Here is a 14377-nt window from a genome sequence, read left to right on the forward strand (position 1 = left end):
GTACATGTGGACCCCACGACCGTGATCGCCGCCCAGCTTCCCGGGGAGCCCACATGCTGCTGCGCCGGCTCGAATACCTCGTCGCCCTCGCCCGGGAGCGGCACTTCGCCCGCGCTGCCGCCGCCTGCCACGTCTCCCAGCCCTCGCTGTCCGCCGCGATACGCAGGCTGGAGCACGAGCTCGGCGTGCCCATCGTGCGCCGGGGCCGCCGCTACGAGGGCCTGACCCCCGAGGGCGAGACGGTGCTGGCGTGGGCGCACCGCATCCTCGCCGAGCGGGACGCGCTGCGCCAGGAGCTGTCGGCGCTGCGGGAGGGTCTCACGGGCACCCTGCGCCTGGGGATCGTCCCCACCGCGGTCCCCGTGGCCGCGCTGCTCACCGGCCCGTTCTGCGACCGGCATCCGCACGCCCGGGTGGCCATGGAGTCCCTGTCGTCCCTCGACATCCGGCGGGGTCTGGCGGAGTTCGAGCTGGACGCGGCCATGACCTACCTGGACGTCGACGAACTGCGCCAGGTCCGCCGCTTCCCGCTCTACGAGGAGCGCTACGTCCTGCTCACCCCGGTCGACGGCCCCCTCGGGGACACGGCCGACGCCACCTGGTCCCAGGCCGCCGCCCTCCCGCTGTGCCTGCTCGGGACGCGGATGCGCAACCGGCGGATCATCGACGACTGCTTCGCCGCCGAAGGGGCCGCGCCGGTCCCGGCGGTCGAGTCCGACAGTGTGGCGGGCCTGTACGCCCACCTTCCCGGCGGCCGCTGGTCCAGCGTGATCTCGCACGCCTGGCTGCACATGTTCGGCGTACCGCCGGGCATGCGCGTGGTCCCGCTCCGGGGCCCGGCGCACGGCCCCCGGGTGGGCCTGGTGGTCGCCCGCAGCGAGCCCCGGTCCGTACTCGCCGAGGCCCTGGTGAAGGTCGCCCGCCAGGCGCGGCTGCGGGACGCCCTGGACAGCCTGCTGACCGCCCACCTGGACGGCCGCGACCGATAGCCGCGGACTATGAGCACATAACAAAGTTCGCTTTGACCTGCGTAGTTGCTGCCCGCAATCGTGTAAGGAACGTCATCCGCAACGGAGTTGAGGAGCCGCCATCATGGCCAAGGTGCTCTGCGTCCTGTACGACGACCCGACCGACGGATACCCGAAGAGCTACGCCCGCGACGACGTCCCCGTCATCGGCCACTACCCGGGCGGCCAGACCACCCCCACCCCCGAGGCGGTCGACTTCACCCCCGGTCATCTCCTCGGCAGCGTCTCCGGCGAACTCGGCCTGCGCTCCTTCCTGGAGAAGGCCGGCCACACCCTCGTCGTCACCTCCGACAAGGACGGCGCGGGCTCCGTCTTCGACCGTGAGCTGGCCGACGCGGACGTGGTGATCTCGCAGCCGTTCTGGCCGGCCTACCTCACCCCGGAGCGGATCGCCGCGGCGCGGAACCTCAAGCTGGCCGTCACCGCCGGCATCGGGTCCGACCACGTCGACCTCGACGCCGCGATCGCCCACGGAGTGACGGTCACCGAGGTGACGTACTCCAACAGCATCAGCGTCGCCGAGCACGTGGTGATGATGATCCTCGGGCTCGTCCGCAACTACCTGCCCTCCCACCAGGTGGTGCTCGACGGCGGCTGGAACATCGCCGACTGCGTGAGCCGCAGTTACGACCTGGAGGGCATGCACGTCGGGACCGTCGCGGCCGGCCGGATCGGTCTCGCGGTGCTGCGCCGCCTCGCGCCCTTCGACGTGAAGCTGCACTACACCGACCGTGCCCGGCTGCCCGAGTCCGTCGAACGCGAGCTGAACCTGACGTTCCACGAGAGTACGGCGGCCATGGTCCCGCACTGCGACGTCGTCACGGTCAACGCGCCCCTGCACCCGGAGACCGAGGGACTGTTCGGCGACGAACTGCTGGGCACGATGAAGCGCGGCGCGTACCTCGTCAACACCGCGCGGGCCAGGATCGCCGACCGGGACGCCGTCGACCGGGCGCTGCGCAGCGGGCAACTGGCCGGGTACGCGGGCGACGTCTGGTTCCCGCAGCCCGCGCCCGCCGACCACCCGTGGCGCACCATGCCGCACCACGGGATGACTCCGCACATCTCCGGCTCCAGCCTCTCCGCGCAGGCCCGTTACGCGGCCGGTACCCGGGAGATCCTGGAGTCCTGGCTCGCCGGCCGGCCGATCCGCGACGAGTACCTGATCGTCGACGGCGGCGCGCTGGCCGGCACGGGAGCCAAGTCGTACTCCGTGAAGAAGGGTTAGGAGCCGAGCCGGACCGGGAGTTCGAAGAGGTCGTTCTGGGTGACCACCGGCTTGTTGCGCAGTTCGGACGCCGGTACCGCGAGGTCCAGGCCGGGGAAGCGGTCGTACAGGGCGGGCAGCGCGACGCCCGCCTCCAGCCGGGACAGCGCCGCACCGGGGCAGACGTGCGGGCCGTGACCGAAGGAGATGTGCCGGTTCCCCGACTCCCGGGTGACGTCGAACTCCCCGGCGCTCGGCCCGTGCGCGTCCTCGTCGCGGCCGATCGCGGCGTACGACACGATCAGCGCGTCGCCCGCGGGCAGCACCTTGTCGCCGACCGGCACGTCCTCGGTGGCGAAGCGGATCAGCACGTGGGAGGTCGGGGTGGACCAGCGCAGGGTCTCCTCGACCACCGCCGACCAGTCCACCTCGCCGGAGAGCACCCTGGCCCGCTGGCCGGGGTGGGTGGAGAGGTTGACCACGGCGTTGACGATCAGCGAGATCGTCGTCTCGTGACCGGCCGCCACCATCAGCTGGAGGGTGGAGACGATCTCGTCGTCGGTGAGGTGGTCGCCGCCCTCGGAGGCCAGGATCAGCGCGCTGGTCAGGTCGTCGCCCGGCTCGGCCCGCTTGGCGGCGACCGTCGCGGCCATGATGCCCGCCAGCTCGGTGAGGGTGGCGACCACCTCGGCGGGCGGGGTCTGGGTGGAGAAGAACTTCTCGAACAGCACCTTCAGGCGGGGCAGTTCACCCTCGTCGATGCCCATCAGGTCGGCGACCACGTACATCGGCAGCGGATAGGCGAAGGCCGCCTTGAGGTCCACGGTCTCCTGGTCCGCCGGGAGGGCGTCCAGCAGGTCCTGGGTGAGCTTCTCGATCCGCTCCCGCATCCGCTCGACCCGGCGCGGGGTGAGCGCCTGGGCGACCAGAGCGCGCATCCGGCGGTGGTCGGCGCCGTCCACGGTCAGCATGGAACGGCCGGGGTTGGCGAGGCCGATCAGCGGCCAGTCCTGCGGTATCTCCCCGCGCTGCCAGGCCCCCCACACATTGATGTCCTTGACCAGCCGCGGGTCGGTGAGCAGCGCCTTCGCCTCGGCGTGCCGGGTGACCGCCCACACGGGCACCCCGCCGGGCAGTTCCACGGCGGCCAGCGGACCGGCGGCACGCAGCCGCGCGCTCTCGCCGTCCAGGTCGGTGACGAAGGGGTCGAGGGCGATCCGGGCTTGTTCGGTACCGGTCGTCATCGTGAGGTGCCTCCCAGGGCAGGGCCGGAGTACTGCGCCACATCGGTGCCGCGTCCGACCGTCGGTGTCGGACCTACAGGGCGGGTACGGGCGTGAACCGCACGGGCAGCTCGGTGAGCCCCCGCAGCCAGGGCGAGGGGCGGCGTGCCAGGGAGTCGGCGGGCACCGCAAGGTCGATGTCCGGCAGCCGGTCGAGGACCACCTCGATACCGGTCCTGGCGATCACCTCGGCGACCTCCTGCGCCGGGAACGGGCAGCGGTGATCGCCGTGTCCGAAGGAGAAGTGCGCGCTGTTGCCGCCGGTCAGCGCAGAGGCGTCGGTGCGCACCTGCGGATCGGAGTTGGCGCCCTGCAGGCCGAGCAGCAGCAGGTCACCGGCGCGGATCCGGCGTCCGCCCAGCTGGGTGTCCCGGGCGGCCCAGCGGCCGGCCACGTTCTGGGTGGGGGTGTCCTCCCACAGCACCTCGTTCATCGCCTCGGCGACGCTGTTGCGGCCGCCGAACAGGGAGGCCGCGAACCGGTCGTCGGTGAGCATCAGCCGCAGCGAGTTGCCGATCCAGTCCGCGGTCGGCTGGTGCCCGGCCGCCATCATGACCATCAGGTCCTGGGCGATCTCCTCCTCGCTGAACCCGCTCTCGTCCCGGAGCATCCGCGAGACCACGTCGTCGGCCGGGTCTGCCTTCCGGTCGGCCAGCAACTGCGCCATGGAGGCGGCCAGATGGGTCTGCCCGGCGATCGCGCGGTCACGTCCGTCGATCATGTCGTTGAGGGCGGTGACCAGGCCCGGGCCGTCCTCGTCGGAGAAGCCGTAGAGCTGCGCGAGCACCCGTACCGGGAGCAGCATCGCGTACTGGCCGACGAGGTCCGCCTCGCCGCTGGTGCACAGCCCGTCGATCAGCTCGTCCGCGAACCGCTCGGCGTGGCCGCGCAGTTCGAAGGGGTCGACGGCCTCCAGCGCGTCGCTGATCATCCCGGCCCGCTCGCGGTGCCGCTCGCCGACCGTGTAGAGGATCGACGGCTGCTTGCGGCCGATCATCGGCAGCAGCGGCCAGTCCGCGGGGATCATGTCCCACTGGTTCCACAGGTCCGAGTCCCGGCTGAACAGCACCGGATCACCGGTCACCTGGTGCAGTTCGCGGTAGCCGAGCACCAGCCAGGCCGGCACGTCCCCGTCCAGCACGACGGGGGTCACGGCGCCGTGCTCGCGCCGCATCTCCCGGTACAGACGAGCGGGTTCGGTCTGGAACCGGGGGCCGCCGAGCGGCACGGCTTCGGGGGTCACACGAACTCCTGTCGGGGCAGGTCCGCCGGTGCCGAGGGGCCGGCGTACCGGTTCTTGACGTGCTGGACCAGCTTGATCAGCACCTGCTTGCCGGACTCCCGGGAGCGGGCGTCACAGGTGACCAGCGGGATGTGCGGGTCCAGGTCGAGCGCGTGCCGGACGTCCTCGGGCGTGTGCACGGGGCCGCCGAAGTCGTTGCAGGCCACGATGAACGGCGTGCCGTGCTTCTCCAGCCGGTCGATGGCGTACCAGGAGTCGTCGATCCGCCGGGTGTCGACGAGCACCACCGCGCCCAGGGTGCCGGAGAACAGCCGGTCCCACAGGAACCAGAACCGCTCCTGGCCGGGTGCCCCGAACAGGTACAGCACGTTGCGGGTGTCCAGGGTGATGCGGCCGAAGTCGAAGGCGACGGTGGTGGCGGACTTGCCGCGCACCTCCCGGATGTCGTCGACCTCCTCGCCCGCCTGGGTCATCGTCTCCTCGGTGTTGAGGGGACGTATCTCGCTGACGGAACGGACCAGGGTGGTCTTGCCGACGCCGAAGCCGCCCACGACGACGATCTTGAAACCGTGGTCGGCGGAGGCACCCAACGGGGTGCGCGCGTCAGAGGTTGCGGAGTCCAACGAGCACCTGCTCCAGGATGTCGGGGTCGGTGATGGCCGGCCGGTAGGGGTGGCGGGCGCTGACCCGGCCGGCCGCCTGCAGGTCGCACAGCAGGACCTTGGTGATGCTCACCGGCAGCTTCAACTCCGCGGCGATCTCCGCCACCGAGGTCGGGAACTCGGCCAGCCGCAGGATCGCCACGTGCTCCGACTGCATGCCCGGGGTGGGCTCCGACTCGGCGACGACCAGCGTGACCAGGTCGAAAGGGCTGTCCGGCCCGGTGCTGCTGCGACCGCCGGTGAGGGTGTACAGGCGGTCGGGCGCGTCGTCCCTGCCGGGCCGGCTCATGACGTCCGGGGCTGCGCGGTGAGGTGCTCGCCGAGTTGCTCGACCAGTTCGCTCATGTTGTGCCCGACCAGCCCCGGTTCCGCGTCCTCGCTGGTCACCACGGCCAGATGGGCGCCGTCGCCGGCCTCCACGATGAACAGCACGCCCCCGTAGAACTCGGTCATCGCCGACCGGACACCGCCGCTGCCGTCGCCGAACTCGACGGACGCCCCGTGCGACAGCGACTGGATGCCGGCCGCGATGGCCGCGAGCTGGTCGGCCTGGTCGACGGAGAGCTCCGGAGTACGGCAGAGCTTCAGCCCGTCGCGGGAGAGCACCAGGGCGTGCCGCGCGCCAGGGGTGCGCTCCAGGAGGCCCTCGATGAGCCAGGTGAGCTTGTCGTCGGCGGTGGTCCTGCCGGTCATGAAGTGGTGTCGCCTTCCGGGTGCGCGTGCTGGTGGGACGGGGGCTCGGAGCCGGACTCCGGGTGCGGCGCGGGGACCGCGTCGTGCACCGGGGTGGAGGTGTTCGGGACTGTGACGGCATCGGCCGGGTCGGGCGTGCCAGGGGCGTCGGCGGAGTCGGCCGATGCCGGGCGGACGGCCTGCCGGAAGCTGTTGAAGCGGGCGGCGCGGACCCGGGCGTCCTCGGTGGCGGCCACCGGGCGCGGCTCCGCCGGCTGGGGCGCCGACCGGCGTTCGGCCTCGGCGAGGGTCTTGCCGCGGCGCCGCCTGGGCAGCCCGGTGGCGCCTTCCTCGTCCTCGTCGGGCTCCGCGGACTCGTGCACGGGTGCCGAGTCAGGCGGTGCCGGTACCGGGTCGGCCGTCTCCGGCTGCTTGGGCAGCGCGGGTTGGTCGGCGGCCGGACGGGTCAGCAGGTCCTGCGGGATCAGCATCAGCACCCCGGTGCCGCCGCGCGCCGACGGCCGGAACGACACCTTCAGGCCGTGCTTGCCGGCCAGCCGGCCGACCACCGCGAGCCCGAGCCGGGTGCCGGTGAGACCGCCGAGCTCGCTGGTGTCACCGGCGACCGCCCGTTCGGCGCGGCGCAACTGGACGTCGCCCATCACCAGGCCGCTGTCCTCCACGGACACGATGACCCCGGCCGGCACCTCCTCCACGTAGACGTGGACCTCGGCCGTCGGGGGCGAGAAGGTGGCCGCGTTGTCGAGGAGTTCGGCGAGCGCGTGCATGACGCCCTCGGCCGCGTGACCGGTGACGGCCGTCTCGCTCACCGAGTGCACCCGCACCCGGCGGTATCCGCTGATGCGTCCCATCGCACCGCGCAGGATGGACTCCATGCTGATCGGCCGTGCCCAGCGGCGCCCGGAACGCGCCCCGGTCAGCACGGCGATGGAGTCGGCGATCCGGCCCGCCTGGGCGGTGCGGTGGTCCAGGTGCAGCAGGTCGGCGAGGACCTCCTCGTCGGTGTGCCGCTCCTCCATGGCCCGCAGGTCGGCGAGGGTGGCTGTGGCCAGGGCCTGCATCCGGCCGGCCGCGTTGCCGGCCGCGGCGATCGCCGCGGCCCGCTCCCGGGAGGCCTGCTCCAGGGCGGCGGCGAGCCGGCGGTTCTCCTGCCGGTACCGGTCCAGCTCCTGGCTGCTGCCCTCGTGGACCCGCAGCCGCTCCTCCTCGAAGGAGTCCGCGAACTCGCTGCGCTGCTGGGCCAGTTCGTCGATCAGGCGCTGCTGCTCCTGACGTGCTTCCTCGGTCGTGCGGGCCTGTTGCTGGAGCAGCCGTCCGATGTCCTGGCTGACCGTCTCCAGCCGCCGCCGGGCGCGCCGGGCGGCCTGTGCCGCGTGGACGGCCCAGGTCACCGCGGCGCACAGCACCAGAGCGGCCGCACCGGCCCCCAGGGCGAGAGGGGCGCGGACCGAGGCCGGCGCGGCGACCACCGCGGCGACGACCACGAGGGCCGACACCACCGCGGTCAGCGCGAGGGTCGGAACGAGCGTACGGACGGCAGGTCGATCGCCGGGATGCGAGGTCGCGGTCATCGGTCCGGTCTGGTCGTCGGAGCTGGCGGGGATGTGGTTCCGGTGGAGCCGGTGAAGGGGAAGTGACACTGGGCGCTGAACTGGCCGTCACTATACGAGAGTTCGTGATCGAAACAGAACAGTTCCGATTCCCCTGCCGGAAAACGCTCTCAGGAAGGGCGACGTGCGGTGTCCCGGCTGTGAACGATCCTACGAAGCACACCGGGTGAGCGTGTCCACCACCACGGCGGCCGCCTCCTTCACCAGCGCCGAGTCGGCCTGGGCGGCGGGGTCGGTGTGCGTGGACAGGACGGCGACGACGACCGGGGCGCGGCCCGGGGGCCACGCGATCGCGACGTCGTTGGCGGTGCCGTAGGCACCCGTCCCGGTCTTGTCGCCGACGGTCCAGTGGGCGGGCAGCCCCGCACGGATCCGCTCCCCGCCGGTGGTGTTGGCGAGCAGCCAGCCGGTGAGCCGCCGCCGGTCCACGCGGTCCAGAGCGTTCCCGACGGCCAGTCTCGCGTAGCTGGTGCCGATGGCCTCGGGACTGGTGGTGTCCGTGACCCGCCCGGGCTCCGCCGAGTTCAGCTCCGGCTCCCACCGGTCGAGCCGGGTCACCCGGTCTCCGATCGAACGGCACAGCCGCGTCACCGCCACCGGGCCGCCCAGTCGCTCCAGCAGCAGGTTCGCCGCGGTGTTGTCGCTGTAGGTGATGGCCGCGTCGCACAGCCTCGCGACCGTCATTCCGGCGGCGAGGTTCTCCGGCCTGCCCGTGACGGGCGCGCCGCCCGCCCGGTCGATGTCGCTCTGGTCGTAGTGGACGGTCTCGCCGAGCACGGACTCGTCCAGGTCCCGCAGCACGGCGGAGACCGCGAGCGTCTTGAACGCCGAGCACATCGGGAAGAGTTCGCCGCTGCGGTGCCGGACCCGGGCCCCCGAGCCGGTGTCCCAGGCGAACACCCCGAGCCTGGCGCCGTGAGCGCGCTCCAGCGCCCGGAATCCGTCCGCGGTGTCCGCGGCCGTGCGGGCGGGCAGGGCGGTTCCGAGGGCCGCGGTCAGCACAACACGGCGCGACAGCTGCTGCATTACCACTCCTTTGCCGAGGTTTCGATGTGGGGGACGTGATCGCGCAGCGGAGGGTTCCGTCGCGGACGGGTGATAAACCCGACCCCGGCATCCGGGCGGGGACGACGGCACGGGGCCGGTGCCGAGGGGACGATGCCCTCCATGACGGGGAACGCAAGCCCGGGGGCGGCGGCCGCACGTGCCGCCCGGTTCCTGGGGCGCACACTGCGCGAGGAATGGCACGGGATCGTGGCGGAGCCGCTGCGGCGGCTCGTACGGCGTGGTCCCGCCGGGATCGCGCTGGCGTTCGTGGCCGGGTTCGGCGTCGTCCTCTTCCACGACATCGCCCAGCACCCCGGCGGCCGAAGGCTGGTGTGGCACCTGGGCGGTGTCACCGCCGACCTGCCCCTGTGGCTGTCCCTCCTGCGCACCCCGGTCTCCCTCTACGTCCCCGCGCTCGACCTTCCGGTCTGGGCCGGCATCACGCAGCTCTTCCTCGCTTTCGCCCTCGCCGAACTCGTCCTCGGCCGCGCCCGGACCCTCGCCGTCGCCTACCTCACCACCCTGGCCGGGACCCTGGCCGCCCGGGTGATGGTCGCGCTGGGCCCCGGCCGGTGGGGCTTCGGCCTGCCCCCGGAGGCCGGCCGGATCCTCGACACGGGGCCGTCCGCCGCGGTGGTGGGCCTGTTCACCTATCTGGCCGTGGTGCGCCGGGCACCCGTCGTCTTCGCGCTGACCGGCGGTTCGATGGTGTGGGAGTCCCTCGCCGTACCGAACCTGGCCGGCCGCGAGCACCTGATCGCGGTGGCCACGGCGGTCGTCCTCGGAACGCTGCACGGCCGCCGGCTGCCGGTCCCCGCCCTGCCGGTCCCCGCCCCGTGGATCGCCGGCCGGCCCGCCGCGGGCGCCGCCACCCCGCCGAGTCCCCAACCCCTTCGTGTTCCCCGGAACCGCACAAGTCACGCGGCCGACCCGCCGAACTGCTCAACGACGTCAATGTGATGGTTTTCGCACTTCAGCCGGTCCGGGCAACCCCTAATGTTGCGCGGGCTACGGCAGGGCGCGGCTGACACCATGGTGTTCGTCGCCGGCAGGCTGAAGGGATCCAGGGATGTTCCGCAAGGTGCTGGTCGCCAACCGTGGAGAGATCGCCATCCGCGCTTTCCGCGCGGGCTACGAACTGGGCGCGCGCACGGTCGCCGTCTTCCCCCACGAGGACCGTAACTCGCTGCACAGGCTGAAGGCCGACGAGGCCTACGAGATCGGGGAACCGGGGCATCCGGTACGGGCCTACCTCTCCGTCGAGGAGATCGTGGCCGCCGCCCGCCGGGCCGGCGCCGACGCCGTCTACCCGGGCTACGGCTTCCTCTCCGAGAACCCGGAACTCGCCCGCGCCTGTGAGGAGGCGGGCATCACGTTCGTCGGGCCGAGCGCCCAGACACTGGAGCTGACCGGCAACAAGGCCCGCGCGGTCGCAGCCGCCCGCGCCGCCGGGGTACCGGTGCTCGGCTCCTCGCAGCCCTCCAACGACATCGACGAACTGGTCCGCGCCGCCGACGAGATCGGCTTCCCGGTGTTCGTGAAGGCCGTCGCCGGCGGCGGTGGCCGCGGCATGCGCCGGGTCGAGGACCCGGCCGCGCTGCGCGAGTCCATCGAGCAGGCCTCCCGGGAGGCGGCCTCCGCCTTCGGCGACCCGACCGTCTTCCTGGAGAAGGCGGTCGTCGACCCGCGCCACATCGAGGTGCAGATCCTCGCCGACGGCGAGGGCGACGTCATCCACCTCTTCGAGCGGGACTGCTCGCTGCAGCGCCGCCACCAGAAGGTCATCGAGCTGGCCCCCGCCCCCAACCTCGATCCCGAACTGCGCGACCGCATCTGCGCGGACGCGGTCCGCTTCGCCCGCGAGATCGGCTACCGCAACGCCGGCACCGTCGAGTTCCTCCTGGACCGCCAGGGCAAGCACGTCTTCATCGAGATGAACCCGCGCATCCAGGTCGAGCACACGGTGACCGAGGAGGTCACCGACGTCGACCTGGTCCAGGCCCAGATGCGCATCGCATCCGGTGAGACCCTCGCCGACCTCGGGCTGTCGCAGGAGACGGTGAAGCTGCACGGCGCCGCCCTCCAGTGCCGTATCACCACCGAGGACCCCGCCAACGGCTTCCGCCCCGACACCGGCCGGATCAGCGCCTACCGCTCCCCGGGCGGCTCCGGCATCCGGCTCGACGGCGGCACCACGCACGCCGGGACCGAGATCAGCGCCCACTTCGACTCGATGCTGGTGAAACTCACCTGCCGGGGCCGGGACTTCAAGGCCGCCATCGGCCGTGCCCGGCGCGCCGTCGCCGAGTTCCGCATCCGGGGCGTCGCCACCAACATCCCGTTCCTCCAGGCCGTCCTGGACGACCCCGACTTCCAGGCCGGGCGGATCACCACCTCGTTCATCGAGCAGCGCCCGCACCTGCTCACCGCCCGCTCCTCCGCGGACCGCGGCACCAAGCTGCTCACCTACCTGGCCGACGTCACCGTCAACAAGCCGCACGGCGAGCGCCCCCACCTGGTCGAGCCGACCACCAAGCTGCCCCCGCTGCCGGCCGGAGAGCCGCCGGCGGGCTCCCGCCGGCGGCTGGTCGAGCTGGGCCCGGAGGGCTTCGCCCGCGCGCTGCGCGAGTCGCCGACCATCGGCGTCACCGACACCACCTTCCGCGACGCCCACCAGTCGCTGCTCGCGACCCGGGTGCGCACCCGGGACCTGCTCGCCGTCGCCCCGGTGGTCGCCCGCACCCTGCCCGAACTGCTCTCCCTGGAGTGCTGGGGCGGCGCCACCTACGACGTGGCGCTGCGCTTCCTCGCCGAGGACCCCTGGGAGCGGCTGGCGGCCCTGCGCGAGACCGTCCCCAACATCTGCCTCCAGATGCTGCTGCGCGGCCGCAACACCGTCGGGTACACCCCGTACCCGACCGAGGTGACCGACGCCTTCGTGCAGGAGGCCGCCGCCACCGGCATCGACATCTTCCGCATCTTCGACGCCCTCAACGACGTCGGCCAGATGCGCCCCGCCATCGAGGCGGTACGCGAGACGGGCACCGCGGTCGCCGAAGTGGCACTCTGCTACACGGCCGACCTGTCCGATCCGGGCGAGCGGCTCTACACCCTCGACTACTACCTGCGGCTCGCCGAGCAGATCGTCGAGGCCGGCGCGCACATCATCGCCGTCAAGGACATGGCGGGCCTGCTGCGCGCCCCCGCCGCCGCGAAGCTCGTCTCGGCGCTGCGCAGCGAGTTCGACCTCCCCGTCCACCTGCACACCCACGACACGGCGGGCGGCCAGCTGGCCACCTACCTGGCCGCGATCCAGGCGGGTGCGGACGCGGTGGACGGCGCGGTGGCCTCCATGGCCGGTACGACCTCGCAGCCCTCGCTGTCGGCGATCGTGGCCGCGACCGACTACACGGAGCGTCCCACGGGGCTCGACCTGCGGGCGGTCGAGGACCTGGAGCCGTACTGGGAGAGCGTCCGCAAGGTCTACGCGCCCTTCGAGGCGGGCCTGGCCTCCCCGACCGGCCGCGTGTACCACCACGAGATCCCGGGCGGCCAGCTCTCCAACCTGCGCACCCAGGCCGTCGCGCTGGGCCTCGGCGACCGCTTCGAGGACATCGAGGCGATGTACGAGGCCGCCGACCGGATCCTCGGCCGGCTGGTGAAGGTCACCCCGTCCTCGAAGGTGGTCGGCGACCTGGCCCTGCACCTGGTCGGCGCCGGGGTGAGCCCGGAGGACTTCGAGGCCACGCCCGACAGGTTCGACATCCCCGACTCGGTCATCGGCTTCCTCCGTGGCGAGCTGGGCACCCCGCCCGGCGGCTGGCCCGAGCCGTTCCGCACCAAGGCGCTCCAGGGCCGCGGCGCCGCCAAGCCGGCACCGGAGCTCGGCACCGAGGACCGCGAGGGCCTCGCCAAGGACCCCCGCGCGACCCTGAACCGGCTGCTCTTCCCGGCCCCCACCAGGGAGTTCGAGACGCACCGTCAGACCTTCGGCGACACCAGCGTCCTCGACAGCAAGGACTTCTTCTACGGTCTGCGCCCGGGCAAGGAGTACGCGGTCGACCTGGAGCCCGGCGTCCGGCTGCTCATCGAACTCCAGGCCGTCGGCGAGGCCGACGAGCGCGGTCTGCGCACGGTCATGTCCAGCCTCAACGGCCAGCTGCGGCCCATCCAGATCCGCGACCGGGCGGCCGCCTCGGACATCCCGGCCACCGAGAAGGCCGACCGCGCCGACCCCGGCCATGTCGCGGCCCCGTTCGCCGGAGTCGTCACCCTCGCCGTCGAGGAGGGCGCGGAGGTCGAGGCGGGCGCCACGGTGGCCACGATCGAGGCGATGAAGATGGAGGCCACCATCACCGCCTCGAAGGCCGGCCGGATCTCCCGGCTCGCCATCAACCGGATCCAGCAGGTGGAGGGCGGCGACCTGCTGGTCGAGATCGCCTGAGGCCGGGCCCGCGCGAGGGGGAGGGGAGGGCCGGCCGGTGCCGGGCCTCCCCTCTCGGCTACGAGCGCGCGAAGTGGGCGCGCAGACGCGCCTTCAGCAGGTTCGGGTCGCGCTGGGTGGAGTAGGCGCCGCCCGCCACGAACAGGTCGCGGCCGTCGACGGCGAGCGCCGTCGGGTTGGACAGGCCCTCCTGTGCGGTCAGGACGGTGCTGCGGGTGCCGTCCGGGCGGACCATGACGACCTCGTTGGACGGGTTCAGCGCGGCGAGCACGATGTCCGAGTGGCCGGGGAAGACGAAGTCGTCGACGCCGGTCAGGCCGGTGGCCCGGGTCTCGGCCGGGCCTGCCGAGCCGTCGGCGCCGACCGGGATGCGCAGCAGCGTCCCGCGGTCGGTGTTGGTCACCCAGACCGCGTCCTTGTGCACCTTGACGCCGTTGGCGCCGAAGCCGCCGGCCGGCGCCGGGAGCCCGCGCAGGGCGGTGTCCGCGGACCAGGCCGTCGGCGTGCCGCCGGCCTGCGGGATGCGCCACACCGTGCCCAGCGCCGAATCGGCGGCGTAGAGCACCCCGTGCCGTTCGTCCAGGGCCAGTCCGTTGGGCAGACCGTCCGACGGCAGCTGGGCGATCCGCCGGGGCGTTCCGCCACCCGCCGGGACGCGCCAGACACCGGTCCGGTCGGTGCCGGTGGCGTAGTTGACATACAGCGTGCCGTCGTGGGCGCGCGCCAGGCCGAGGGTGACGGCGCCGTCCACCAGGGAGGTGCGGGGATGGTCCTCGGCGGGCAGGGTGGCCAGCACCCGGACCCGCCGCTCCCGGGTGACCCTGGCGACCTGCCGGGCGAACGCGAAGGTCACGTCGACCGACCCGCCCCGCTCGGGGACGACGCTCTCGGGTGTCTGCCCGGCGGCCAGGTCGAAGTGCGCGATGACGTGGGGACCGGAGAGGACCGGCTCGTCGCCAGCGGCCGGAGCGGCCGCGAGCAGGCCGATCGCGACCGCGGCCGGGGCGACGGCGGCCGGGCGGAGAAATCGGGGCATGTGACCTCTTTCGACGGGAGCGCGATGCTCCGGCGTACCGGTCACACCAACATGACGGTTCGTCGGCCCGGGCCCTGGTCAGCCCCGGCCGGGAGTCGCCCGCCCGGCGCACGGCGTGGCCCCG

The 14377-nt window shown here is 72.9% G+C and carries 12 protein-coding genes; 4 read left to right on the forward strand and 8 right to left on the reverse strand.

Annotated elements, in window-relative coordinates:
* Positions 1–53 precede the first annotated feature (53 nt).
* Both ACFXI4_RS09515 and ACFXI4_RS09520 read left to right on the forward strand, forming a co-directional pair.
* On the forward strand, positions 54–989 hold the full coding sequence (locus ACFXI4_RS09515; RefSeq protein WP_384989119.1) for a LysR family transcriptional regulator: 936 nt from the start codon (positions 54–56) through the stop codon (positions 987–989).
* Positions 990–1092: 103 nt separating this feature from the next.
* Positions 1093–2256, forward strand: coding sequence for an NAD-dependent formate dehydrogenase (locus ACFXI4_RS09520; RefSeq protein ID WP_384989120.1), 1164 nt, complete (start codon positions 1093–1095; stop codon positions 2254–2256).
* Here ACFXI4_RS09520 and ACFXI4_RS09525 read toward each other — a convergent pair.
* The 7 genes from ACFXI4_RS09525 to bla all read right to left on the reverse strand — a co-directional run bounded on the left by ACFXI4_RS09525 (position 2253) and on the right by bla (position 8752).
* Complete coding sequence (locus tag ACFXI4_RS09525; RefSeq protein WP_362728195.1) at positions 2253–3479, reverse strand: cytochrome P450; 1227 nt, start codon at positions 3477–3479, stop codon at positions 2253–2255. The two genes, ACFXI4_RS09520 and ACFXI4_RS09525, sit on opposite strands and share 4 nt — an antisense overlap.
* Before the next feature lie 73 nt (positions 3480–3552).
* Complete coding sequence (locus tag ACFXI4_RS09530; RefSeq protein ID WP_362728197.1) at positions 3553–4761, reverse strand: cytochrome P450; 1209 nt, start codon at positions 4759–4761, stop codon at positions 3553–3555.
* Positions 4758–5384, reverse strand: a complete 627-nt coding sequence (locus tag ACFXI4_RS09535) for an ATP/GTP-binding protein (protein ID WP_384989121.1) — start codon at positions 5382–5384, stop codon at positions 4758–4760. The genes ACFXI4_RS09530 and ACFXI4_RS09535 overlap by 4 nt, the downstream gene beginning before the upstream one ends.
* Positions 5365–5712: a DUF742 domain-containing protein gene (locus ACFXI4_RS09540; RefSeq protein WP_362728199.1), complete on the reverse strand. Its 348-nt coding sequence runs from the start codon at positions 5710–5712 to the stop codon at positions 5365–5367. The genes ACFXI4_RS09535 and ACFXI4_RS09540 overlap by 20 nt, the downstream gene beginning before the upstream one ends.
* The gene (locus tag ACFXI4_RS09545) at positions 5709–6116 is read right to left on the reverse strand and encodes a roadblock/LC7 domain-containing protein (RefSeq protein WP_360478541.1); all 408 of its coding nucleotides are present in this window, start codon (positions 6114–6116) and stop codon (positions 5709–5711) included. The genes ACFXI4_RS09540 and ACFXI4_RS09545 overlap by 4 nt, the downstream gene beginning before the upstream one ends.
* Positions 6113–7687 (reverse strand): ATP-binding protein, encoded by a 1575-nt coding sequence (locus ACFXI4_RS09550; protein ID WP_384989122.1) that lies wholly within the window; start codon positions 7685–7687, stop codon positions 6113–6115. The genes ACFXI4_RS09545 and ACFXI4_RS09550 overlap by 4 nt, the downstream gene beginning before the upstream one ends.
* A gap of 189 nt (positions 7688–7876) precedes the next feature.
* The gene (bla, locus tag ACFXI4_RS09555; RefSeq protein ID WP_384989123.1) at positions 7877–8752 is read right to left on the reverse strand and encodes a class A beta-lactamase; all 876 of its coding nucleotides are present in this window, start codon (positions 8750–8752) and stop codon (positions 7877–7879) included.
* Between the two features lie 141 nt (positions 8753–8893).
* Between bla and ACFXI4_RS09560 the strand changes: the two genes are divergently transcribed.
* Complete coding sequence (locus ACFXI4_RS09560; RefSeq protein ID WP_384989124.1) at positions 8894–9733, forward strand: hypothetical protein; 840 nt, start codon at positions 8894–8896, stop codon at positions 9731–9733.
* Positions 9734–9842: 109 nt separating this feature from the next.
* Positions 9843–13217 carry a pyruvate carboxylase gene (locus ACFXI4_RS09565; protein ID WP_384989125.1) on the forward strand — a complete coding sequence of 1125 codons (3375 nt, stop codon included), beginning with the start codon at positions 9843–9845 and terminating at the stop codon, positions 13215–13217.
* Between the two features lie 58 nt (positions 13218–13275).
* Here ACFXI4_RS09565 and ACFXI4_RS09570 read toward each other — a convergent pair whose 3' ends face one another.
* Positions 13276–14253, reverse strand: coding sequence for an SMP-30/gluconolactonase/LRE family protein (locus ACFXI4_RS09570; protein WP_384989126.1), 978 nt, complete (start codon positions 14251–14253; stop codon positions 13276–13278).
* Positions 14254–14377 lie beyond the last annotated feature (124 nt).

Source organism: Streptomyces sp. NPDC059224, from assembly GCF_042754285.1.
Taxonomy (GTDB): Bacteria; Actinomycetota; Actinomycetes; order Streptomycetales; family Streptomycetaceae; genus Streptomyces.

What these genes read in the sequence shown, in the direction of transcription:
- ACFXI4_RS09515 (WP_384989119.1), top strand. Translation starts at nt 54, where the DNA reads ATGCTGCTGCGCCGGCTCGAATACCTCGTCGCCCTCGCCCGGGAGCGG.
- ACFXI4_RS09520 (WP_384989120.1), top strand. Translation starts at nt 1,093, where the DNA reads ATGGCCAAGGTGCTCTGCGTCCTGTACGACGACCCGACCGACGGATAC.
- ACFXI4_RS09525 (WP_362728195.1), bottom strand. Translation starts at nt 3,479, where the DNA reads ATGACGACCGGTACCGAACAAGCCCGGATCGCCCTCGACCCCTTCGTC.
- ACFXI4_RS09540 (WP_362728199.1), bottom strand. Translation starts at nt 5,712, where the DNA reads ATGAGCCGGCCCGGCAGGGACGACGCGCCCGACCGCCTGTACACCCTC.
- ACFXI4_RS09545 (WP_360478541.1), bottom strand. Translation starts at nt 6,116, where the DNA reads ATGACCGGCAGGACCACCGCCGACGACAAGCTCACCTGGCTCATCGAG.
- ACFXI4_RS09550 (WP_384989122.1), bottom strand. Translation starts at nt 7,687, where the DNA reads ATGACCGCGACCTCGCATCCCGGCGATCGACCTGCCGTCCGTACGCTC.
- bla (WP_384989123.1), bottom strand. Translation starts at nt 8,752, where the DNA reads ATGCAGCAGCTGTCGCGCCGTGTTGTGCTGACCGCGGCCCTCGGAACC.
- ACFXI4_RS09560 (WP_384989124.1), top strand. Translation starts at nt 8,894, where the DNA reads ATGACGGGGAACGCAAGCCCGGGGGCGGCGGCCGCACGTGCCGCCCGG.
- ACFXI4_RS09565 (WP_384989125.1), top strand. Translation starts at nt 9,843, where the DNA reads ATGTTCCGCAAGGTGCTGGTCGCCAACCGTGGAGAGATCGCCATCCGC.
- ACFXI4_RS09570 (WP_384989126.1), bottom strand. Translation starts at nt 14,253, where the DNA reads ATGCCCCGATTTCTCCGCCCGGCCGCCGTCGCCCCGGCCGCGGTCGCG.